Source organism: Marinobacter sp. UBA3607, from assembly GCF_002375525.1.
Taxonomy (GTDB): domain Bacteria; phylum Pseudomonadota; class Gammaproteobacteria; order Pseudomonadales; family Oleiphilaceae; genus Marinobacter; species Marinobacter vinifirmus.
In genome coordinates this window covers 546-22,506 of sequence record NZ_DFLY01000029.1, presented here as the reverse complement: position 1 = coordinate 22,506, position 21,961 = coordinate 546, and the positions used below count along the sequence as shown (strand labels likewise).

18 protein-coding genes and 1 tRNA gene are annotated in these 21,961 nt (G+C 57.1%); 10 read left to right on the top strand and 9 right to left on the bottom strand.

Annotated elements, in window-relative coordinates:
• Window positions 1-67: 67 nt before the first annotated feature.
• Both B2589_RS10870 and B2589_RS10865 read left to right on the top strand, forming a co-directional pair.
• The gene (locus B2589_RS10870) at window positions 68-829 is read left to right on the top strand and encodes an SDR family oxidoreductase (RefSeq protein ID WP_286816590.1); all 762 of its coding nucleotides are present in this window, start codon (window positions 68-70) and stop codon (window positions 827-829) included.
• A 32-nt stretch (window positions 830-861) separates the two neighbouring features.
• Complete coding sequence (locus B2589_RS10865) at window positions 862-1,185, top strand: MGMT family protein (protein WP_286816589.1); 324 nt, start codon at window positions 862-864, stop codon at window positions 1,183-1,185.
• Window positions 1,186-1,192: 7 nt separating this feature from the next.
• On the opposite strand, the gene B2589_RS10860 is transcribed toward B2589_RS10865, so the two are convergent.
• The 3 genes from B2589_RS10860 to B2589_RS10850 form a co-directional block, all read right to left on the bottom strand.
• A complete protein-coding gene (locus tag B2589_RS10860; protein ID WP_286816588.1) occupies window positions 1,193-2,113 on the bottom strand; it encodes a nucleotidyl transferase AbiEii/AbiGii toxin family protein in 921 nt (306 codons plus the stop codon).
• A gap of 8 nt (window positions 2,114-2,121) precedes the next feature.
• Window positions 2,122-2,880 carry a type IV toxin-antitoxin system AbiEi family antitoxin domain-containing protein gene (locus B2589_RS10855; protein WP_286816587.1) on the bottom strand — a complete coding sequence of 253 codons (759 nt, stop codon included), beginning with the start codon at window positions 2,878-2,880 and terminating at the stop codon, window positions 2,122-2,124.
• Between the two features lie 212 nt (window positions 2,881-3,092).
• Window positions 3,093-4,607 carry a fumarate hydratase gene (locus B2589_RS10850; RefSeq protein WP_286816586.1) on the bottom strand — a complete coding sequence of 505 codons (1,515 nt, stop codon included), beginning with the start codon at window positions 4,605-4,607 and terminating at the stop codon, window positions 3,093-3,095.
• Between the two features lie 486 nt (window positions 4,608-5,093).
• Here B2589_RS10850 and B2589_RS10845 point away from each other — a divergent pair, with 486 nt between their 5' ends.
• Complete coding sequence (locus tag B2589_RS10845; RefSeq protein ID WP_286816585.1) at window positions 5,094-8,417, top strand: Ig-like domain-containing protein; 3,324 nt, start codon at window positions 5,094-5,096, stop codon at window positions 8,415-8,417.
• Between the two features lie 54 nt (window positions 8,418-8,471).
• Here the strand turns inward: B2589_RS10845 and B2589_RS10840 are convergent, their stop codons facing one another.
• The gene (locus B2589_RS10840; RefSeq protein WP_286816584.1) at window positions 8,472-9,533 is read right to left on the bottom strand and encodes a CaiB/BaiF CoA transferase family protein; all 1,062 of its coding nucleotides are present in this window, start codon (window positions 9,531-9,533) and stop codon (window positions 8,472-8,474) included.
• Between the two features lie 188 nt (window positions 9,534-9,721).
• Here B2589_RS10840 and B2589_RS10835 point away from each other — a divergent pair, with 188 nt between their 5' ends.
• Entirely contained in the window at window positions 9,722-10,741 is a 1,020-nt protein-coding gene (locus tag B2589_RS10835) for an AraC family transcriptional regulator (protein WP_286816583.1), read from the top strand.
• Window positions 10,742-10,748: 7 nt separating this feature from the next.
• Here B2589_RS10835 and B2589_RS10830 read toward each other — a convergent pair whose 3' ends face one another.
• Window positions 10,749-11,630: a hypothetical protein gene (locus B2589_RS10830; RefSeq protein WP_232902180.1), complete on the bottom strand. Its 882-nt coding sequence runs from the start codon at window positions 11,628-11,630 to the stop codon at window positions 10,749-10,751.
• A gap of 4 nt (window positions 11,631-11,634) precedes the next feature.
• Window positions 11,635-13,032, bottom strand: coding sequence for a DNA recombination protein RmuC (locus B2589_RS10825; RefSeq protein WP_286816594.1), 1,398 nt, complete (start codon window positions 13,030-13,032; stop codon window positions 11,635-11,637).
• A 248-nt stretch (window positions 13,033-13,280) separates the two neighbouring features.
• On the opposite strand from B2589_RS10825, the gene B2589_RS10820 reads away from it, so the two are divergent.
• The 4 genes from B2589_RS10820 to B2589_RS10805 all read left to right on the top strand — a co-directional run bounded on the left by B2589_RS10820 (window position 13,281) and on the right by B2589_RS10805 (window position 17,061).
• Complete coding sequence (locus B2589_RS10820; RefSeq protein ID WP_199456101.1) at window positions 13,281-13,667, top strand: hypothetical protein; 387 nt, start codon at window positions 13,281-13,283, stop codon at window positions 13,665-13,667.
• 124 nt (window positions 13,668-13,791) lie between these two features.
• Window positions 13,792-14,595 carry an ATP-dependent zinc protease gene (locus B2589_RS10815; RefSeq protein WP_286816582.1) on the top strand — a complete coding sequence of 268 codons (804 nt, stop codon included), beginning with the start codon at window positions 13,792-13,794 and terminating at the stop codon, window positions 14,593-14,595.
• Window positions 14,592-16,109: an inactive transglutaminase family protein gene (locus B2589_RS10810; RefSeq protein ID WP_286816581.1), complete on the top strand. Its 1,518-nt coding sequence runs from the start codon at window positions 14,592-14,594 to the stop codon at window positions 16,107-16,109. The genes B2589_RS10815 and B2589_RS10810 overlap by 4 nt, the downstream gene beginning before the upstream one ends.
• 1 nt (window position 16,110) lies before the next feature.
• Window positions 16,111-17,061 (top strand): alpha-L-glutamate ligase-like protein, encoded by a 951-nt coding sequence (locus tag B2589_RS10805; protein WP_286816580.1) that lies wholly within the window; start codon window positions 16,111-16,113, stop codon window positions 17,059-17,061.
• A 71-nt stretch (window positions 17,062-17,132) separates the two neighbouring features.
• Here B2589_RS10805 and B2589_RS10800 read toward each other — a convergent pair whose 3' ends face one another.
• Entirely contained in the window at window positions 17,133-18,725 is a 1,593-nt protein-coding gene (locus tag B2589_RS10800; RefSeq protein WP_273134277.1) for a BCCT family transporter, read from the bottom strand.
• A gap of 271 nt (window positions 18,726-18,996) precedes the next feature.
• Between B2589_RS10800 and B2589_RS10795 the strand changes: the two genes are divergently transcribed.
• Together B2589_RS10795 and B2589_RS10790 are read left to right on the top strand one after the other, a co-directional pair.
• Complete coding sequence (locus B2589_RS10795; protein WP_286816579.1) at window positions 18,997-20,640, top strand: FMN-binding glutamate synthase family protein; 1,644 nt, start codon at window positions 18,997-18,999, stop codon at window positions 20,638-20,640.
• Between the two features lie 111 nt (window positions 20,641-20,751).
• Window positions 20,752-20,828 (top strand) — tRNA-Pro (locus B2589_RS10790).
• 77 nt (window positions 20,829-20,905) lie between these two features.
• Here the strand turns inward: B2589_RS10790 and B2589_RS10785 are convergent.
• Both B2589_RS10785 and B2589_RS10780 read right to left on the bottom strand, forming a co-directional pair.
• Entirely contained in the window at window positions 20,906-21,736 is an 831-nt protein-coding gene (locus tag B2589_RS10785; protein WP_286816578.1) for a DODA-type extradiol aromatic ring-opening family dioxygenase, read from the bottom strand.
• Window positions 21,706-21,961: NADPH-dependent FMN reductase (locus B2589_RS10780; protein WP_349678054.1), on the bottom strand; the 256-nt coding region annotated here is incomplete at its 5' end. The genes B2589_RS10780 and B2589_RS10785, both read right to left, overlap by 31 nt.

Sequence of the window (21,961 nt, the reverse complement as noted above, 5' to 3'; positions counted from 1 at the left end):
GCCTCCCATAAAAACGACGCAGACACACAGAACGTAGAACCACTTCTGACTTTAATTAGGGCAAACCATGAAACTTCAAGACTCGGTAATTGCAATCACCGGCGGTGGCCAGGGCCTCGGCCGCGCCATGGCGGAATACCTGGCAGCGAAGGGCGCCAGGATCGCCCTCATCGACCTGATGGAAGACAAACTCGCTGAGGCTGCCGAAGCCTGCAAAAAAGCCGGTGGCGATGCCAAAACCTACGTCTGCAACGTGGCCAAGGAAGACGATGTAGAGGCTACCTTCCAGGCTATCATCAACGACTTCGGCCACCTGAATGGCCTGGTGAACAACGCCGGCATCCTGCGCGATGGCCTGCTGGTGAAGTTCAAAGACGGCAAGCTGGAAAAGCGCATGGAGCTGGCACAGTGGCAATCCGTTATCGACGTAAACCTCACCGGCGTGTTCCTGTGTGGCCGTGAAGCCGCCACCCGCATGATCGAAAACGGCGACCAGGGCGCGATCATCAACATTGCCTCCATCTCCCGCGCAGGCAACATGGGCCAGAGCAACTATTCTGCCGCCAAGGCCGGCGTGTCTGCACTGGTTCCGGTCTGGGCAAAGGAACTCGCCCGCTACGGCATCCGCTGCATGGGCATCGCCCCGGGCTTTATCGAAACGGAAATGACCGCCTCCATGAAGCCGGAAGCCCTGGAGAAAATGACCGCCGGCATCCCGCTCAAGCGCATGGGCAAGCCGGACGAAATTGCCTCTGCCGTGGCGTTCATCCTGGAGAACGACTACGTCTCCGGCCGCATGATCGAAGTAGACGGCGCGCTGCGCATCTAGCCGACAGCGGTTAAACAGCCATGAGGCTCTGAATGGACACGTTCGAGAACGAACCCACTAAAGAGCAAAAAATCTGGCAGACCGTGGCCGCGATCCCGCAAGGGAAAGTGGCCAGCTATGGCCAGGTAGCCGCCATGGCCGGCCTCGGCCGCCAGGCGCGCTTCGTTGGCCGGGCGCTGGGCAAGCTGCCCGCCGGCCACAGCATCCCCTGGCACCGGGTTATCCGGAGCAACGGCCAGATCGCTTTTCCTGAAGGCACAGAAACCTGCCAGCTTCAAACCGAGAAGCTGAGACTCGAAGGGGTGGAGGTGTATAAAGGAAGGGTAAAAATGAAAGACTTTCAGTGGCAGCCTTAGGAACCACTCAGGCCTGCCCCAAGCCCGATTCAAGCGCCCTGGCCTGAGCCTCAAAATCTTCAGGACGCTTCTTTCGAAACATCTCAAGGTTGCTGAGTTTCCAACGCAGTGCTGGCAATTCTTGTGCGTGACGACACATCAAGAGCGACCAATCTGGCTCAGCACGAGCCAAGCCAATCAGAAACTTCCTTTGTGAGTCCGTTAACCTCACAACCAGCTCTCGCTGCAACCGAGCCCGGGTCTCAGTCAGGGTTTCTAGCGAGCATTCGACTTCGCTCATACCAACAAATGCTCTCTCGAACTCATGGGCGATATTCTTCTCATTACAGAAAATAACTTCGTGGGATGGGCGGTTATGCCCCGCAAGATAGACGACAAAGCACTCAATCATCCCCTCGGTGATGCCGCCGGATTCGTACAGCTGCCAAACGTCAAACAAATCCCGAGGGTGCTGTCGATCAAGCGCAGCGACCAGCTTGCCCCCGTAAAGCTCATCAGGCGCCAGTATTGGAAGATCGAACTCAACGCTAAACCGATCGCTCGTGCGCGCACTCAACCGGCGCCGCTCTGGAGGCAACACGCTACCACGAAAGACGACGTTGACTTCGATTTTGACCTGACTGGTTTCGCTTTCGACGATCAGCTTGGTATCGCCAAGATTTCGGGCAGGAATCAGTCGCGCATGCAGCCCGAGCTTAAAAATGCGTTCACTGATGGCCGCCAGCTGCTGGTTGACGTCTCGCAAAGCCTCATCCCGGGATTTCTCCCGTGGAAGATAAACAACATCAATATCAACCGATAACCGGGGCATATCCCGAAGAAACAGATTGATGGCAGTGCCACCTTTCATCGCGAATATATCGTTGGCAAACACCTCCGGCGCCACGGTTAATAACAGGTGCACCGTGTCAGCGTATGTTTTGTACATACTAATCCCTATCCTTGGGGGTTGAGGCTGAGCAATGTGCCATCATCCAGCCTGGTCATCCAGCGGGAGGAACTGCCGGTACGAACTGGAAAGCCCTCCAACAACGCATCAACATCCACTAATTCAGTTTCTCTTGCCCAGGTAAGAAACAGGCGCACCGCTTTAACGCTCGTGCAACAGGAAAGCAGATCACCGAGAACCTGCTTTCTGGGTGAGCGCAGACCATCGAAGAGATTACGGGCTTCCTCGAGACTCTGTTTCACACCGACTTCATAAAGAAGCTCAAGAACCGCTCGCTCCGGACAAGCAACAAAAACATGCTCAGGCATTCCCGGCGGTGTGGTGAGAGTCTTTTTTACCAGCTCGTTATCCGGCCACTCAAACAATTTGGCATGACAATACCGTGAGGGAAAACGGGAGGTAAACCAGTCTGGCAAGGAATAGCGCTTATCTCCCCACAGCACACAACTCTCCATACTGCCCAGATTATGCCGAACCCCTTGCAGTGCCAGAGCGCTCTTTCCGCCGATGTGCAATCCTGCAATTCGGTTCTGCAACAACCTCAAGCCGCCGAAGATATCAAAATTGTCATTCGGGAAAGCATAGACCCCATGCCCCAGCCGAGCGAGCCAGCCGGCCTCTACATACTGAGCCGCCAGCTGCGGTGAAACTCCAAACTGGGCCAAGACAGACAAATCGAAAGGCCCGCCTCGGGGCAGTTCAGCCTGCAAACGTTTGAGTACCTGGTGTCGTGAAAATCCACTCATACTCTAAAATTAGCACACCATCTAATCGCCGCAAAGAAAATGCTTAGATCGTGCCAAAATAATCTTCTTTGAATATATTTATAGAACCAATTCTAATCGGAGAATTTTGGGGACGGGAGAGAAGAAAAGTGCAGGGAAAACCTTGAAATTGATTTCAGTGGCAGCCCTGAGCCGAAAGCCCAGGGCCGCACTGATATTACTGCAGACTCAGATCAAACCGCCTTGGCAGCAATGATCTTGTCGTGCCACTCAACCGGGCCGGTCTGGTGCACGGAGCTGCCGCGGGAATCTACCGCTACGGTGACCGGCATGTCTTCCACTTCAAACTCGTAAATGGCTTCCATGCCCAGCTCTTCGAAAGCCACAACCTTGGCACCCTTGATGGCCTTGGACACCAGGTAAGCGGCTCCGCCTACGGCCATCAGGTACACCGCGCCGTGCTTTTTGATCGCGTCGATGGCAACCTGGCCGCGCTCGGCTTTACCGATCATGCCGGTCAGGCCGGTTTTCTCCAGCATGGTGTCGGTGAACTTGTCCATACGGGTAGCCGTGGTGGGGCCAGCCGGGCCAACCACTTCTTCGCGAACCGGATCCACCGGGCCCACGTAATAGATAAAGCGACCTTTCAGATCCACCGGCAGCTCTTCGCCGCGCTCGATCATATCCACCATCTTCTTGTGGGCCGCATCACGGCCGGTCAGCATCTTGCCAGACAGTAGAACGGTTTCACCAGGCTGCCAGTCTTTCACGTCTTCCGGAGTTACAGTGTCCAGATTCACGCGGCGAACATTCTCACCCACTTCCCAGGTGATTTCCGGCCAGTCGTCCAGGCTCGGCGGAGTCTGCAGAGACGGGCCAGAACCATCCAGCACAAAGTGCGCGTGGCGGGTAGCGGCACAGTTCGGGATGATCGCCACCGGCTTGTTGGCCGCGTGGGTCGGGTAATCTTTTACCTTCACATCCAGCACGGTAGTCAGGCCACCCAGACCCTGGGCGCCGATACCCAGATCGTTTACCTTCTCGAACAGCTCAAGACGCAGCTCTTCAGCGCGGTTGGAGGCGCCACGGGCCTGCAGATCGTGAATATCGATCGGGTCCAGCAGGGCTTCCTTGGCCAGTTCCATCGCCTTCTCGGCGGTACCACCAATACCAATACCCAGCATGCCAGGCGGACACCAGCCGGCACCCATCTGCGGAATCATTTTCAGAACCCACTCCACTACGGAGTCAGACGGGTTCAACATGGCAAACTTGGACTTGGCCTCAGAACCGCCGCCCTTGGCTGCAACGTGCACTTCTACGGTGTTACCCGGCACCATCTTGTAGTGAATGATGGCCGGGGTGTTGTCCTTGGTGTTCTGGCGCTTGCCGTCCGGGTCTGCCAGCACAGAGGCCCGCAGTACGTTGTCCGGATGTGTGTAAGCGCGGCGAACACCTTCGTTGATCACATCGTCCAGCGCCATGTCGCACTCGAACTTCACATCCATACCGATGTTCACGAACACGGTAACGATACCGGTGTCCTGGCAGATCGGGCGATGGCCCTGGGCGCACATGCGGGAGTTAATCAGAATCTGGGCCATGGCATCCTTGGCCGCCTGGGACTCTTCCCGCTGGTAGGCCTCGTACACGGCCTGAATGAAATCCTTCGGGTGGTAATAGGAAATAAACTGCAGCGCATCGGCTACGCTTTCGATCAGGTCGTCCTGGCGGATTACGGTGGTCATAGTCGCCTCATCAGCTTTCTGATTATGGAAATGGTGCGGAACTGCCAAGGCAGCCCCTACCTTTAAATAAGGAAGCGAGAGTTTACCAGAAATTCCCGCCGGCGCGTGATGCGACGGAAGGCGAACGGCGCTATTACCTGAAACGGCAAAATCTATGGCCCGTTCCGTTCATATTCGCAACAAATTGTTAAAAGCAGCGTTTCTGTGCGCCCGGCCACTCGACAAACCCCTCACCGCCCACTATTTTTCAGGAAGGCCACTCCAACCTTGCGAGGAGGGATTCCAAAAGCAGAATCACACTTTTGGCTGATCAACACTTGCCACTCTGTCGCTATAGTCAAAGCTACAGAAATTGGCTAAACGTGCTGGCTACAATTTCAGACAACCAAACAGACAAGCAGAACAGGCAAAAGAGCGGAATTCAGGGGCCGACCGGTTCCGTCTAAGCCGGATATAACGAAACAACAACAGGAAAAGGTTCCACCCATGTTCAAGAAAACTCTAATAAGTCTTGCCGTGGCTTCTTCCCTTGGGTTGACTGGCTGTTTTGACAGCGGCAGCGACACCAAAAACGCTAACCCTGATCCGAAGTACACTGATCCTGCGATTGATGGAAAGACCTGGCCGATTTTTAACCCGGCTACTCGTCAAGTCCCAACTCCAACAGACTTGAGCTTCTCCGGTTCATTAGACGGAACATTTTTGATTGAGCTCAATGAGAATTCCCCTCCTCCCGCCGTTGCACTGGACAGCTTGAGCGGTGCCTCTACAGTCGATCCGATCGTACTGAAGACCAACGGCAAACTGCCCGCTACAACCGAAGAAGCCAATCTGATCCCTAACCAGACGGTATTTTTGATTCCTCTGAAGTACGCCAGTGGAGACCCTATTCAGGGGCTTGGCAACCAGGAACCCCCGACCGTTGACGCCGCGCAAGCCGCCACAACTTCATTCAAGGTTGATCTCGTAGAGTTGGATGGCAACTCAGCAATCCGTATCGTTCCAACGGCACCTTTGGCTCCTAACACCCGCTATGTTGTTGGCCTTACCAAAGACGTGAAAGACGCGTCCGGCGAGCCGCTGATTCAGGATCCGGTATACAAAAATATTACCGCAGAAGATGACCCACTGATTTCTAGCGCACTGGCTCCCATTCGCTCCCTCACCAACCGTATCTGGGAGCCTACGGTTATCGGTTTTGCAGCCCAAGCAAGCGATGGCCAACTGATTCTCAAGCAGGATGACATTGCTCTTAGCTACAGCTTCACTACTTCAAATGACGTCAAGGTATTGAAGTATATTGCAAATCCTGAGATTTGGCTGCGTGACCAGCTGGAAAACTTTGTGAAAGTTTCTACCGCCAAGAAAGTAGTTGGCGCGGCCTTGTTTGCCCAAGGCACAGACCTCGAGGAAGAGAAGCCAAGCCCTCTTACCGGCTTCCAGAAATGGGACCTGAACCGGGATGGCAGTATTGATGCCGCCGATTTTGATGTGAATCGCGACGGCAAACTGGACGCCTCTGATTTTCTCTGGGCAAGCACTAGCCCTGCTGACTTCGGATTTGCCGATATCGAGAAAGCAATCGAAGGAGCGCTTGCGACCTTCGACCCGGCTGCAGCTCTCAATAATGAAGCCCTCGCTCCCTGCAGTGCTGCTCCAGATGTGTTCGCATGCGTAGCAGAAGGATTGGGCAGTAAAATTGGCCAAGCCCTTGATGCAGCCAATATCAGCATTGCTGAGCCAGACTCCCGCGCTATTAACTTGGCTGAGAATTCTGTTGCTGCGAAACAAAAATCGGCAGTTCTGGCAAATATAACGGGATCGGATTTTGTTGCAGTTAACGAAGCCAGCATCAAACTTCCATACCATCTTGGCCAGCCTTCAGCAACTGACGGCAAGGCTATTCAAGCTGGATCCTGGAAAGCGGATCGGGCCTTTGCAACTGTTCTGAACGGAGCGTTCGAAGACGCAGGATTGGTCTTGCCACAGGGTGCAATTTGGCAAGACGGTGAAGCTAAAGGCAAGGTAATCAGCGAAGCAGTAAACTCTCTATTCCCGTTCCCGGCGTCTACGGGTGACATCGAAGTACCCATGTTGATTATGCACCCTGACTTCAGTTCAGATGCTTTCGCTGAGACCCCTCTGGCTGAGGCCAATTTGAACTCTGTGGGCGCCATAACTGACGTTGTAATTTTCCAGCATGGCATCACTACTGACCGCAGTGCCGCACTGGCCTTCGGTTCAGCTCTGGTGGCAGCAGGCCTAAACCCAGCACTGCCGGTGCAACGTCGAATCGCGGTTGTTGCCATTGATCAGCCATTGCATGGTATTGCACCAGCAACACTTGAAGCCAAAGAGTCCACAGCGAAAGCACTGCTTGAAGGTTTGCAGGCTAGTGAGGATGAAGATCTCGCCCCTATCAAGCCATTGCTGGCCGTCACTGACGCAAACATTGATGCAGCAGTGAGCGGTACAATACTTGATCAAGTTTTGGTTCAAGTTATTGGTCAGCGACTAGCTGGAACTCCTCTGGCAGAGCAAACAGCTACCATCGCGAATGGTGTAAAACTACTCATTCTTGCACCTACGCAATATTCACCAACAGGCAACGAGACAATTGACGGCACTGTACAAAGCTTTGCAACCGACGAAGGTATCCAAACTCTCGTCGGCACTCTAGCGGTTGCACAGCAAACTGTTGCAAATTCAGGAAGTACAATTCCTGGCTTGACACCAGTATCAACCACAGCGGGTGTCAATGCCGAAGGCGTTAACGAGCGTCATTTCGGCTGGGGCAGCAACCCGGATTATGACCGCACACTGGACTCTGGGCCTAAAAACCTTCCATGGGCGAAGCTGGACTTCGACCTTGCAGAGAACCCAGAAGAACCCGGCGCCTCCGGTGACCTGTTCATCAACCTCGGCAACTTCCTGAACACCCGGGACAATCTCCGCCAGGGCGCTCTGGATCTTCTGAATCTTCGAGCGTCACTGCCGAACGTGCCTGCGTTTGCAAATGCTACGGTTCACTTCGTTGGCCATTCTTTGGGCACCGTCAACGGTAACGCATTTGTGATGGCAGCGAACGCGAGTGGCAACCAAGATCTGGAGATTGCCAACAGCCACCTGATGACCCCGGCATCCGGCATTGTTCGCATGCTTGAAAACTCTCCGTCCTTTGCTCCGACCATCCTTGCCGGTCTCAATCAGCAGGCGGGCCTGACTCAACAGGACGGCGATCTTCAGTCCTTCTTTGGGGTATTCCAAGCTGCCGTTGATACGGTCGACCCGATCAACTACGCAGCGGAAATGCAAGGATCCCGCACATTGATTTCTCAGGTTGACGGTGATCGCACAACTATTAACGCTGCATTTGAGTTCTATTTGGGCGAGGCGGAAGCGGCTGGATTTACTTCTCAGTGGCCGCAAGGATATAAGCCACTGCAAGTAGGTATCGGTAACCTGATGATCAATTCGCCCGAGGCTCCCCTGGCAGGCTCAGAGCCGCTGGCCGCTTGGTCTGCAACCGCAGCGTTCTCTCCAGATCCCGCGGCTAACGACTACGCAGAAGGCCTTCCCGGTTTCACTCGTTACCCGGCTGGTACGCATGGAACACCGGTGCTGCCGCGTGAAGAGAAAGCTGAAGTGCCTAACCTGGCTGAGTTTGAATTTGAGTTCCTGAAAAATCGAACCATTGCTCAAGGTGGTGAAGTCATCGTCGATTCCACTGCAGCAGCAGGAGTATTTAAAAGTCTAGTTGGACAAACACTTTATATGATTCTCAACTCGCCAAGTTCGGCACCAGAGTAAGCAACTCACGATCTACCGCAGATCAGCCCCGGCACCGCCGGGGCTTTTTCGTTGCTACTCTGCGAACCTCAAAGCCACCCCCAACTGCCTCTGCCCCAAACCATCCCCCCTGTCTTTCTCAACCACCATCCCCCGCGCCACAATCTGCGGATGCTCCGCCGCCTCCTCAATGGTCAGCACCGGCTCCACACAGGCATCCACCTCTGCAAAAACCTCCCGCCACTCGGCAAACGTCTTCCCGGCAATCTTCTCTTTAATCGCCGCTTTCAGCTTTTGCTGATGCTCCGGGTTCTGGCTCAGGGCAAAGCTCTTCATTTCGCTGATGTCCAGCGTGTCGCACAGCCGTGCCGAGAACTGCGGCTCCAGGCTGCCCACAGACAACCAGCGGCCATCGCTGGTCTGGTAGTAGTCGTAGAAAGTACCGCCATTGAGCATACCGCCCTCGGGTTTCTGCTCCACACCGCCAGCCAGTGCGGCGGCGCCGGCCATGGCGTTCAGGGCGAAGGCGGCGTCAGTCATGCTGATGTCGATGAAAGCGCCCTGCCCGGTTTGCTGGCGCTGGATCACGGCGGCGAGGATGCCCATCACGGCGTGGTGGGAGCCGCCGGCCACGTCGGCAATCTGGATACCCATGGGGGGCGGACCACTGTCGGCGCGGCCGCAGTGGCTGGCAACACCAGAGATGGCCAGGTAGTTGATATCGTGGCCGGCGCGGTCTTTGTAGGGGCCGGTCTGGCCATAGCCGGTGATGGCGCAGTAGATAAGTTTCGGGTTGATGGCCTTCAGGGTTTCATAACCCACGCCCAGGCGGTCCATTACGCCGGGGCGAAACTGTTCCACCACAATGTCGTAGTCCTTCACCAGTTCCTTGATCTTCTCCACGCTTTCCGGCTGTTTCAGGTTGAGCTGCAGGGCTTGCTTGCCACGGCTCAGGTAGGAGAACGTGGTGCTGAACTTGCCATCAAAGGGCGGCATTACCTTGGCCAGGTCTACCCGGTCGGGGGCTTCTACCCTCAGCACTTCGGCGCCCATGTCCGCCAGCATCATGGTGGCGTAGGGGCCGGGCAGCAGGGTGCTGAAATCCAGGACTTTCAGGGTACTCAGTGGGCCGGGCATAGAGGTGCTCCTTTTCGTTGTTATGGGTATAGGGTTACTGTGCATCATGCTGACGGGTTTTGCCGGCGGGGCCAACTGCCGGTTACTTCATTCCTATTGGCAGTTTCTTCCAATGTCCGGCAAATCAGGTGGTTGCATTGTGGCGCCGGCCACTTATGATGAAACACGTTTTAATTTTGGCTCAGGTTATGTCTACCCTCACGGTTTCCAAACACTTTGTTGAAGCATCCCTGTCCGGCGCACAAAGGCTGGGGCTGGATGTGCACGAGTTGTTGCAGGAAGCCGGTATCTCGCCGGATTTGTTGCGTATCGAGAAAGCGCGGGTCAGCAGTGATCAGTTCAGCACCCTGATGCAGGTAATCTGGAGCCGCACCGGCGATGAGTTTATGGGGCTGGGTTCACGCCGGGCCCGCTCGGGCACCTTTGCCACCATGTGTGCGCTGGTGATCGATTGCCAGACCCTGGAAGAGGTGTATCAGCGGGCATTCCAGTTCTCCCGCCTGTTCGAACCCATGGTGGCCATGGAGCTGGAAGTGGGCGAAGACAGCGCCCGGCTGGTGACGCGAATCGAAGGTGAAATACACGATCCGGACTACTACCTTCGGGAAAGCATTCTGGTGATCTGGCACCGCTTAGGCAGCTGGCTGATCGGCCAGCCGGTGGAACTGGAGAAAGCCGAGTTCAACTACCCGCGGCCGGAGCATGGCGATGAGTACCGCCATATCTTCCACTGCCCGCTGAGCTTTGACTCCGATTGCACCGCCCTCACCTTCAGCAAGCGCTTTTTGTCTGCCCCGGTGATCCGGGACAAACCGGAAATGCGACAATTCCTGAAAACCTCCCCGGCAGATCTGCTGTCACGACCGGATGAAAGCAACACCTGGACCGGCCGCATCCGGGGCCTGATTGGCCGGGATTTCTCCAGGCCCATGCCGGATTTCGACTGGATTGCCCTGGAGCTGCATACCAGCCCGCAAACCCTGCGCCGAAGGCTGAAGCAGGAAAACACGTCGTTTCAGGAGATCAAGGATTTACTGCGGCGGGATATGGCCATCTACTACCTGAGCCATCAGGAACTGCCCATTAACGATATCGCCGAGCGGGTCGGCTTTACCGAGCCATCCACCTTCCACCGTGCCTTCAAGAAGTGGACCGGGGTTACCCCGGGCGCCTGGCGGGAAGGCGAACGGGGCGACCTGGCGCAATAATGCCCGCTCAGGAGCCGGAACGGCCCTGCTGCAGGTTACGAATTAGCCTACCCAGGGTCTGAGCTGCTTCTCGGGCTTTGTCCTGGTTCTGGGCCATCTGGAACAGGCGGGAGCCATCCCTCGGGTCGTATACCCAGCAGGCGGCAACGGCGGGCTCGCAATCCCAGCGCAGCTGAGGGTTTACACCAAATACAGGCAGCACGCTGGTTTTGCGCACAAAGCTGTTATCCAGCTCCCGGCGAATCTCCTGGACATTCACGTTGCTGTTATCAATCGTCACCCGATACTGAATGTCGGCCGGCCGGTCCAGCCGCACCACGGTTTTGTCTCTGCGCCAGCCCGCGGTATCCAGCACCGCATTCAGGTGAATAACCAGCGCTTCCCGGTCAGTTCTGGCCAGGTACAGCTGACGCAGGGTTTTCAGGCTTTCCTGCCCGGCCGGTTCGATCACGGCAACCGGCTCTTCCACCTGCGCAGCGCCTTCGGCCAGAGCGCGTACGTTATCCCGGTTTACCTTCTCAATATCGGTAATCAGCTTCAGGGATTCCTGATAATGCTGGCCCTCGGCCCCTACCTGGCTCACGTAGGTTTCCAGTGCCGCCCGGGCTTCGTTCAGGTGATTAGCCTTCAGCATCGCACGGCCACGGTAATAGTAGTATTCCGCCGGCTTCTCACCTTCCATCGCCTGCAAGCGGTTCAGGAACTCGCCGGCCTCGGCCCAGTTGTCAGCCTGCACAGCGGCTTCGGTGGCCAGCATCAGCCGTCGAATTTCATGCTCGGGCTCCAGGGCAAACGCCTGTCCGGAAAAGGCCGCCAGCGCGGAAGACAGCACCAGGCCGGCCAGCCATGAACGCTTTGCCAGCGTTTGCCGCTTGTTCGATACCAACATTCTGCTACTCCTGAGTCTTCTCTGTGCTGTCTTCAGGCTCATCGGGCTCGTAAGCGTCGTCCGCATCTACCTCAGCCTGTTCCGTAATACTTTTGGGCAACTCTTTTTTAACCCGCACGCCCAGTTCCACAAACCGGTTGGCCTGGGAAATCAGGTTGCCGCGGCCACGGGTCAGGGTATTCATGGCGTTGTCGTAGGTGCCCTGCGCGGTGTGCAGCTGGCTGCCCAAACGCTCCATAGCTTCCACAAACACCCGCAGTTTGTCGTACACCGCGCTGGCCCTGTCGGCAATGCGCCGGGCATTCTGGCTTTGCCGTTCGTACCGCCAGATGTTCTCGATCGTCCGCAGGGTGGCCAGCAAGGTGGTGGGTGTCACCACAATAATCTTTCGCTCGAAGGCTTCCGCGAACAGGTTCTCGTCCTGCTGGAATGCTGCCACAAAAGCCGGCTCAATGGGCATGAACAAAAATACAAAGTCCGGTGAATGCAGACCATTTAGTTGGCTGTAGTCTTTCTCGCTCAGGGTTCGGATGTGGTTGCGCACGGCTTCTACATGCTGTTTAAGGGCCTCTTCACGTGCGCTGTCTTCCTCTGCCACAACCCATTGCTGATAGGCCACCAGCGAAACCTTGGAATCAATCACCAGGTTGCGCTGGTCTGGCAGGTGCACAATCACGTCCGGACGCAGCAGCTGGTTGTCGTCGTCCCGGTAGCTGCCCTGGGTTTCATACTCCACGCCCTTGCGCAGGCCCGAGCGCTCCAGTACCCGCTCCAGAATCAGCTCACCCCAGTTGCCCTGCACTTTCTTGTCCCCTTTCAGGGCCCGGGTCAGGTTGGCGGCTTCTTCGGTAATCTGCCGGTTCAGCTCCTGCAGGGATTTGATCTCGCTGCGCAGGGCCTGGCGGTCGCGGGTTTCGGTGGTGTAAACATCCTCCACCCGTTTGCGGAAGTCCTGTAACTGGTCGCGGAACGGGTTGAGCAAGGAATCCAGGCTGGTTTTGGACTGCTGGCTGAAGCGCTCACTTTTCTGGTCGAAAATGCGGTTGGCCAGGTTCTCGAACTCCTGCTTCAGGGCATCCCGGTTGCGCTCCAGCAGTTCCAGCTTTTCATTGGCATTGCGGCGTTCTTTATCCAGGGTTACCTGCTGCTCCCGCAGATCGGCTTTCAGTTCGGTTACCTGGTTACGCCAGCCTTCTATCGCTGCTTCCAGCTTTGCCGACCGCGTTCTCTGCTCTGTCAGCGACTGCTCCAGGTGCTGAACCTGCTGGCTGTGAAGGGCGCCAGTATGCTGCTGCCCGGCCTTAAGCCTGAACAGCGCCCACAGCGTCAGCACCAGCAGAACAACACAGGCCGCAATCAGCCCCAGAAACCAGCCCGCCATCCACTCGGGGCGTTCAGCCATTGCCCGGATGAGTACGTCTGTCACAAGATTGAACTCCTTGATACGGGAACCATCAAACCCGAGAGTGTACCTGATTGCCACAAGCTTGTTACGGTGGCGGAACCACCACGCAAATCGGGTATCGACTGTTTGGCAATTAAAGGAATTGTATAGATCTGTTGCTGGACGCCCGCCGTAAATTCATCTAAAACGGATTAAAGGTTAATCAAAACCTTTCTCGTGTTGCGCTCACTGGCAAGGACAGGAGCATGTTGAAGGAACTCTGGAGAAAACTGGGAGCAGAATTTCTGCACAGCGATGGCGCCGATGGCCAGCGCGGAGACGGGCTGTATCCCGGCGGTGCAGGCGTGTCTCACGGTGTACGGCTACTGCCCCACATTACCCACACCGGGGAGTTCCACCTGGAGCGCTTGACCACATTGCTGCGTGCGCGCTACGGCAAAAGCTTTGTTGTGCCGGACGACACCGCCGCCAGTGACCACTCGCTCAAGCAGGTGATCAGCTTCGCAGCACGCACCCAGGACCAGGATATCCAGCGGGAATTGCTGCTGTTCTACCTCAACTGTTCGCCGGTTATCCAGGAATACCTGAGGGCGGAAACCCCGCTCGGGCAGGGTCCGTTTTTTGCCGGCTAAAGCGCCTTAACCATCTGTAAAGTCAACACACAGATGCTTGTAGTATACTTCCCCGCCTGACCGACAACACATCCAGCGCTACCGCTTTATGACCACCGGCGGGCAGCCGTTTCAGGGGATATTCATGGGTTACAGGTTTCCGAAAGCCCGTACACTTACCTTTCTGGCCATTACCGGGCTCGCTGTAGCCTTGGCGGGCTGCTCCACAGACCGCTACCTTATGGTTCCCAAGGATGGGCTTGAAGACGTTCGCGCCACGGTAAAAACCCAGCGCTCCACACTGGTTACCATGGAAGAAAACGCCAACGTTCGGCACAACCAGCTGCTTACCGATAACCGCCAGTCTACCCAGACCATCCTGGATGCCATCGCCACCCAGGTTGAAAAACCCGTGTGCCCGCCGGTTAAAGAAAAAGTATGCCCGCCAATCCCCAAAGACACCGGCCGCGCAGACCGCCTGAAGGGCAAGGTGATTGTGGGCGAGGTGGAAAAATTCTACCTGGCAGACCCGGGGCTGATTTACACCGCCCGTATCGACAGTGGCGCCGAAACCTCGTCTATCCACGCCCAGAACATCAAACGTTTCGAGCGGGATGGCAGCAACTGGGTTCGCTTTGACGTGCCGGTACCAGGCACCGACTACGAACAGTGGGTTACCCTGGAACGGGAAATCTCCCGCCGGGTACGCATCATCCAGTCGGCCGCCGATGAAGCCGAGCGCCGGGTGGTGGTCGAACTGCAGTTTGCCATTGGCGACCACCAGCAAGTGGCGGAGTTCACCCTGGCAGATCGCACCAACCTGACCCACGAAGTGCTGATCGGCCGAAACATACTGAGGGATGTCATGCTGATTGATGTTGGCAAGGAATACGCCACGGAACTGCCGGCCTCCTACCGCGAAAATGCTGAAAGCGGAGGCAATGAATGACCGCCCGCTCACGAGCTCCGTTCTATGTGTTTGTCTTCCTGCTGATTGCGGCGGGGATTTCTATTGCCACCTGGCGCCACCTGGAACTAGGCATTCCCTGGATGACCGGTGAACAGCGCCCGGTATGGATGATTGAAGCCCGAGTGGATTTCGACGCCCTGGATGACGCCGCCGAAGTCAGCCTGCACATTCCGGAGCAGCCGCCCGGCTTTCGTATTCTGACCGAACAGGCGGCCTCTCCCGGCTACGGCTTCTCCATCCTCGAGTCCCCCAGAAGCCGGCGGGCGGAATGGACCAAGCGTGAAGTGTCTGGCCCCCAGACCTTGTATTTCAAGGCCCAGTTCGTTCCGGATGAAGATGTTACCGAGCAAACGCCGGTGCGCACGCCCCGGCCCCAGGCGGTATTCTGGGAAGAACCCCAGGCCACCGCGGTTCGTGAACTGCTGGACCAGGCCATGGAACGCTCCAGCAGCCCGGAAAGCATGACCCGGGAACTGATCCGCCTGATGCAGCCAGACACCCGCACCCAGAACACCACCCTGCTGGTCTCTGAAGACAATTACCTGCAGCTGATGGTGCGCATGCTCAACCACGCGGGCATTGCCGCCCGCACCGCCGATGCGCTAAAGCTGGAAGATGCCCGCCGGCGCCAGCAGCTGGTGCCCTTCCTGCAAATATACAACGGTGAACGCTGGCTGACCTTTGACCCCCGCACAGGCGAGCAAGGCGTACCGGAAAGTTTGCTGCTGTGGCGCCAGGGCTCGGAATCCCTGCTGGATGTTCTTGGTGGCGACAACTCCCAGGTGAGCTTCTCCATGTTGCGGCAAACCGTGCCGGCACTACAACTGGCCACGCTGGAGGCCAACCAGAACGGGCTGGGTGTGCTCGGTTTTTACCAGCTGCCCATCGAAGAACAAAGCATGTTCCGCATGCTTCTGTTGTTGCCGCTGGGTGCACTGATTGTCGCGTTCATGCGGATTGTCATCGGTATCCGCACCTCCGGCACCTTCATGCCGGTGCTGATTGCGGTGGCCTTTGTGCAGACCACCCTGGTGCCCGGCCTGATAGCCTTCCTGTCTGTGGTGGCCATCGGCCTGGTGCTGCGGGGCTATCTGTCGAGCCTGAACCTTTTGCTGGTCTCTCGGATATCCGCACTGATCATCCTGGTGATCTTTATTACCGCCGGCCTGAGCATTATCGGCTACCAGATGGGCTTCAACACCGGCATGACGGTAACCTTCTTCCCCATGGTGATCATTGCCTGGACCATCGAACGCATGTCCATTCTCTGGGAAGAGGAAGGTGCCCGGGAAGTTCTGGTACAGGGCTCCGGCAGCCTGTTTGTGGCGATTTGCGCCTACCTGGTCATGAGCCTGCCGCTGGCCGGCCATCTCACGCTCAACTTCCCGGAATTGCACCTGGTGATTCTGGGGCTGATCCTGCTGATGGGCCAGTACACCGGCTACAAGCTCAGCGAACTGCGCCGATTCACCCCCATGAAGGCCTACGACTGATATGGGCGGCTGGATATCTCCGCGCAGGCTCACCCGGCTTGGCATGCTGAACATGAACCGGCGCAATGTGGATTACATTGCCCGGTACAACGAGCGCTCGTCTTACCCGCTGGTCGACAACAAGCTGAAGACCAAGCTGGCAGTCAGCGAATACGGGGTAAAAACCCCGAAGCTTCTTCAGGTTGTGCGCCAGCAGCACGAAATTTCCCACTTCCGGGAAATGGCCGAAGACCTGGACGGCTTTGCCATCAAGCCCGCCAAGGGGTCCGGGGGCAAAGGCATTACCGTAATCACCGGGCGCGATGGTGACGACTTCGTAAAAGCCTCCGGCGCCCGCATCAGCGTGGCCATGCTGGAGCGACACCTGACCAACATCCTGGCCGGCCTTTACTCGCTGGCCGGTACGCCGGATGTGGCCATTGTCGAAGACCTGGTGCAATCCTCCCCTGCCCTGGCGAAATATTCCTATCAGGGCGTGCCGGATATCCGCATCATCATCTTCCAGGGCTACCCGGTAATGGCCATGCTCCGGCTGGCCACCAAGGCCTCTGACGGCAAGGCGAACCTGCATCAGGGTGCGGTGGGTGTCGGCCTGGACATCGGTAAAGGCCAGAGCCTGAATGCCGTGCAATTCAACCGCCCGATTACCCTGCACCCGGATACCGGCCTGGCCCTGGAAAACATCCGCATTGACGACTGGGAAAACATGCTGGAAATGGCCGCCCGCTGCTATGAAGCGACGAATCTCGGCTATATGGGTGTGGACCTGGTAGTCGATGCCCATCAGGGCCCGCTCCTGCTGGAGCTGAATGCCCGGCCCGGGCTGGCCATCCAGATGGCAAATGGCTGCGGCCTGCTGCCCCGCCTGAAGAATATCGAAGCCCTGAAGCGGCCCCACTTCAGCCCGAGGGAGCGGGTGCACTACGCCATGGAGACGTTCGGCAAACTTTGAACGCTTTCTTCAGCCACAAAAAAACCGGGGCCTTTCACAGCCCCGGTTTTTTATTCCGTTACTTCAGCTGATCAGAGCAATTCGCCCCGCTGAAGCAGCAGTTTCCGCTCATGGGTGAGGCCCTTGAGCAAGCCCCAGGTCATGATCAGCAGGATCACCGTGAACGGCAAGCCCGCACTGATGGCCACGGCCTGAATAGCGCCAAGCGCATCATCACCGCCGCCAAAGATCAGCGCCGCAGCAATGGCACCTTCCATAACCACCCAGAACACGCGCTGCGCAGTGGGTGCATCGGTTTTACCGCCAGCAGTGATGCTGTCGATAACCAGGGAACCGGAATCCGATGAGGTTACAAAGAACACCAGCACCAGGATAATCCCGACGAAGGAGATAATGCCGGTCAGCGGCAGGCCTTCAAACATCTGGAAGGTGGCCAGGGACACTTCAGTCAGCCCGTTCTCTGCCAGCACGCCAACGCCTTGCTGGATCTGCTCCAGCGCGGTGCCGCCAAAGCCGCTCATCCACACGGTAGTGATCACGGTGGGAATAATCAGCACAGCAGTCACAAACTCACGCACGGTACGGCCCTTGGATACACGGGCAATAAACATACCTACGAACGGTGACCAGGAAATCCACCAGGCCCAGTAGAACACAGTCCAGCCCTGCATCCAGGCGGAATCTTCACGGCCGAACGGGTTGCTCAGGGGCACCACATTGGCCACATAGCTGGAGGACGTTACCCAGATCGTTTCCAGGATGGTCATGGTGGGGCCGGCGAACAGGATGAAGAACAGCAGTACGCCAGCCGTCATCATGTTGATGTTACTCAGCACCTTCACACCGCCGTCCAGGCCGCGGAGAACCGAGACCAGGGCCACTGCGGTAACGCCCACAATGATCGCCATCTGCACGTTGGTTCCGGAACCCAGGCCGAACAGGTAATCCAGGCCGGAGGCTGCCTGCTGGGCACCGAAGCCAAGGGAGGTTGCCAGGCCGAAGATGGTCGCTACAACCGCCAGCACATCAATGATGTGCCCCGGCCAACCCCATACGCGGTCTTTCAGCAACGGGAAGAACGCCGAGCGGATGGTCAGTGGCATGTTCTTGTTAAAGGCGAAGAAGGCCAGGGACAAAGCCACAATGGCGTAGATTGCCCAGGGGTGAAGGCCCCAGTGGTAGATGGTTGAACCCATCGCCAGGTCGCGGGCTGCGGGCGTGTTCGCCTCGACATTGAAGGGCGTTTCGTACCAGCCCGTGTAGTAGGCAACCGGCTCGGCGACGGCCCAGAACATCAGGCCGATACCCATACCCGCCGCGAACAGCATGGCAAACCAGGACATAGTGGTAAATTCCGGCTTGGCCTCCTGGCCACCCAGGCGGATTTTGCCCACCGGCATGAAGATCAGCGCCAGGCTGACAATCACGAAGATGTTGGCACTGAGCAGGAAAAACCAGTCAAAACTGGCAATAATTCCCCACTTTGCACCATCGAGCGTTTCCTTGGCCATAGCCGGAAACAGCAGAGTGGCTATAACAAACAGAACTACAATGACTGCTGTTACCGGGAACACCCAGTTATGCAGGTCCAGGCCAAACGGACTGATATTATCCTGGCCTGCGACGTAGTCCGTCTGATACTCGTCTTTCACTACCTCGCCCACGTTGGAGCCTCCTGATTCTGGTGTGATTTTTGACAGTTCTATATTCAGACGCATGAATGGATATTCAAACGTTACAAGCGCGTCATTTTATTACTTTGAACTCAAAATATCAAAGCAGCAAAACGATCACGCCACCAACCATAAGCATAGACAAACGTTCAGGAAGTGCCTGAAAACTTTCACAATCAGCGGTTCCAACCCGGCAAGGTTTCCGTAAGATAGGTTTTGTAGCTGCAGGCTTCACACATCCGTTCGTCCTCCAGAGGTCACTATGGCGAAAACCACCACCTTCCCAGTACGTTATTCCGCCTACGCCATCAGCATTGCCGGGCTGATCATCTCCCTGCCTGTTACCCTGTGGCTTGGCGGCTGGTACCTCATACCGGTGATCTTCGCGGCGCTGACCGCCCTGGGCACCTGGGACCTACTGCAGCGCAGTCATACGGTGAGCCGCAATTATCCGATCATGGCGAACTTCCGCTACCTGTTCGAATCTGTGGGGCCAGAAATCCGCCAGTATTTTATCCAGTCTGACACCGAGGAGCGCCCCTTCTCCCGGGAACAGCGCACCATCGTTTACCAGCGCGCCAAGCAGGTTCTGGACAAGCGCCCTTTCGGCTCCCAGCTAAGCATGTACGAGGAAGGCTTCGAGTGGATGAACCACTCCCTCACCCCCACGCGTCTGGATAACAGCGACTTCCGCATTGTGATTGGCAGAAACTGCGCGAAACCCTACAGCGCCAGTGTGTTCAACATTTCCGCCATGAGTTTTGGCTCCCTGTCCGCCAATGCCATCCTCAGCCTGAACGCCGGAGCGCGCAAAGGCGGCTTCTACCACGACACCGGCGAAGGATCGATATCCCGCTACCACCGGGAACCCGGTGGTGACCTGGTCTGGGAGATAGGTTCAGGCTACTTTGGTTGCCGCAATCCGGACGGCAGCTTCAACCCGGACATGTTCCGGCAGAACGCCACGCTGGACCAGGTGAAAATGATAGAGGTCAAACTATCTCAGGGGGCAAAACCTGGCCACGGAGGTATCTTGCCCGGCGAAAAAGTCACCCGTGAAATCGCCGAAGCCCGTGGCGTTCAAATGGGGGAAGACTGCATATCACCGGCCAGCCATTCCGCCTTTTCCAACCCGGTTGAGCTGTTGGAATTCCTGGACCAGTTGCGGGAACTCTCCGGTGGCAAACCGGTGGGCTTCAAGCTGGCGATCGGCCATCCATGGGAATGGTTTGCCATCGTCAAAGCCATGCTGGCAACCGGCAAGAAACCGGACTTCATTGTGGTGGATGGAGGAGAAGGTGGTACCGGTGCCGCACCGCTGGAATTCATCAACCGGCTGGGCATGCCGCTGACCGAAGCCCTGCTGCTGGTTCATAACACACTGGTTGGCGCCAACCTGCGGGAAGATATCGCCATTGGTGCCGCCGGCAAGATCACGTCTGCGTTCAACATTGCCCGCACCCTGGCCCTGGGCGCCGACTGGTGTAACGCGGCACGGGGCTATATGTTCGCCCTCGGCTGCATCCAGGCCCTGAATTGCCACACCGGCCGATGCCCTTCCGGCGTTGCGACACAGGACCCCCGCCGGGGTAACAAACTGGATGTCCCACTGAAGAGCGAGCGGGTGTACAACTTCCACAAGAACACCCTGGATGCCCTGCAGAACCTGCTGGAAGCCTCCGGCCTGAAGCACCCGTCTGAACTGGGGCCGGAACATATTGTTCGCAGGGTTTCCAAAACCGAGGTACACAGCTACCTGGATCTCTTCCCCTTCCTGGAACCCGGCGCCCTGCTGGAAGGCAAAACCGGTCTGACCGTTTTCGACAAATACTGGGACGATGCCCGGCCCGACACCTTCGAGCCGCCGGAATTCATCCTGAAACTGCGGGAAACCAAGCTCCGGTAATTCCGCGAAGAAAATCGCTAGCCCCCTGTTTATTTTTACCGTGGGCTGGTGTAGACTTCGCTCCCGCTAAGCCACTGAGATAAACCTCTTTTCTTGGTGGACAGCAGTTTACGGGGCGTAGCGCAGCTTGGTAGCGCACCTGCATGGGGTGCAGGGGGTCGTAGGTTCAAATCCTACCGTCCCGACCAGAATTCCCTACAACAAAGCCCGGGCCGAAAGGTCCGGGCTTTGTTGTTTCTGGTTCTCGGATTTCAGGACAGAGTATTCAGCTCGCAAACCAGTAGAACATCCGGGAATCCTTCCCCAGCACCGTTACCGGTTCCATGTCATCTGAAGCTCGCCCGGCCATGCCGTAGCACACGTGCAGAGGCAACAAGTGCTCCTCCCTCGGATGGCAGTAGCGCGCAAAGGGCGCTTCGTCCCAACGGGCCAGGCGTTCGGTACGCTCGGCTTCAGTCAGGTCCGCACCGGCACACGTCTCCGTCAACCAGTCCTGAAACTGCGCGTTTTTCGTATCCGCTTCGGTATCGGAGCGATCAAAGAACGCCCGCATGTTATGGAATGAGAACCCTGAGCCGATTACCAGCAGATTGTCGTAGTCCAGATCCGCCAAGGCCTGACCAATCGCCAGGTGTGCCCCGGCATCCAGGGAGTTCACCAGCGACAGCTGCACGCAGGGAATATCGGCATCCGGGTACATCAGTTTCAGGGGCACGAACAGGCCGTGGTCAAAGCCACGCTCGCCATCCAGCTTCGAGTCTATGCCCGCCTGTTCCAGAGCTGCCCGCACCTTATCCGCCAACACCGGCTCCCCCGGGCAGGGGTATTCAACACTGTAAGACTCCTCCGGGAACCCGTAGTAGTCGTAAATCAGTGGCGGATTAGCACCGGAGGTGAGCGTGGGCACCCCTTCCTCCCAATGGGCACTCACCACCAGAATGGCAGACGGTCTGGGCAACCGCTTCGCAGCAGCTTGCAGGCTTTCTACCATCTGACGATGCCCGGGATCCCCCAGCAGCGGCATGGGACCGCCGCCGTGAGACAGGTAAAACAGGTTCACCTTGCTCACCGCATCGCCTTCAGGGCCTGCGCCCACTTGGCCATTTCTTCGAGCATCACCGTTGCGGACTCGGAATGGGGCTGCGCGGGCTGAAACTTACCGGCATCGTCCATGTGCTCCCATGGCATCTGCACCATCACACCTTCCACCATCGGCATCATCTTCAGGGTGGTTACCAGCTGCTTGGCGTTCTGGGCCGAGCGCAAACCACCAGACACGCCACCGTAGCTTACAAAGCCGCACGGCTTGTAGTTCCACTCG

What these genes read in the sequence shown, in the direction of transcription:
- B2589_RS10870 (WP_286816590.1), top strand. Translation starts at nt 68, where the DNA reads ATGAAACTTCAAGACTCGGTAATTGCAATCACCGGCGGTGGCCAGGGC.
- B2589_RS10865 (WP_286816589.1), top strand. Translation starts at nt 862, where the DNA reads ATGGACACGTTCGAGAACGAACCCACTAAAGAGCAAAAAATCTGGCAG.
- B2589_RS10860 (WP_286816588.1), bottom strand. Translation starts at nt 2,113, where the DNA reads ATGTACAAAACATACGCTGACACGGTGCACCTGTTATTAACCGTGGCG.
- B2589_RS10855 (WP_286816587.1), bottom strand. Translation starts at nt 2,880, where the DNA reads ATGAGTGGATTTTCACGACACCAGGTACTCAAACGTTTGCAGGCTGAA.
- B2589_RS10850 (WP_286816586.1), bottom strand. Translation starts at nt 4,607, where the DNA reads ATGACCACCGTAATCCGCCAGGACGACCTGATCGAAAGCGTAGCCGAT.
- B2589_RS10845 (WP_286816585.1), top strand. Translation starts at nt 5,094, where the DNA reads ATGTTCAAGAAAACTCTAATAAGTCTTGCCGTGGCTTCTTCCCTTGGG.
- B2589_RS10840 (WP_286816584.1), bottom strand. Translation starts at nt 9,533, where the DNA reads ATGCCCGGCCCACTGAGTACCCTGAAAGTCCTGGATTTCAGCACCCTG.
- B2589_RS10835 (WP_286816583.1), top strand. Translation starts at nt 9,722, where the DNA reads ATGTCTACCCTCACGGTTTCCAAACACTTTGTTGAAGCATCCCTGTCC.
- B2589_RS10830 (WP_232902180.1), bottom strand. Translation starts at nt 11,630, where the DNA reads ATGTTGGTATCGAACAAGCGGCAAACGCTGGCAAAGCGTTCATGGCTG.
- B2589_RS10825 (WP_286816594.1), bottom strand. Translation starts at nt 13,032, where the DNA reads ATGGCTGAACGCCCCGAGTGGATGGCGGGCTGGTTTCTGGGGCTGATT.
- B2589_RS10820 (WP_199456101.1), top strand. Translation starts at nt 13,281, where the DNA reads ATGTTGAAGGAACTCTGGAGAAAACTGGGAGCAGAATTTCTGCACAGC.
- B2589_RS10815 (WP_286816582.1), top strand. Translation starts at nt 13,792, where the DNA reads ATGGGTTACAGGTTTCCGAAAGCCCGTACACTTACCTTTCTGGCCATT.
- B2589_RS10810 (WP_286816581.1), top strand. Translation starts at nt 14,592, where the DNA reads ATGACCGCCCGCTCACGAGCTCCGTTCTATGTGTTTGTCTTCCTGCTG.
- B2589_RS10805 (WP_286816580.1), top strand. Translation starts at nt 16,111, where the DNA reads ATGGGCGGCTGGATATCTCCGCGCAGGCTCACCCGGCTTGGCATGCTG.
- B2589_RS10795 (WP_286816579.1), top strand. Translation starts at nt 18,997, where the DNA reads ATGGCGAAAACCACCACCTTCCCAGTACGTTATTCCGCCTACGCCATC.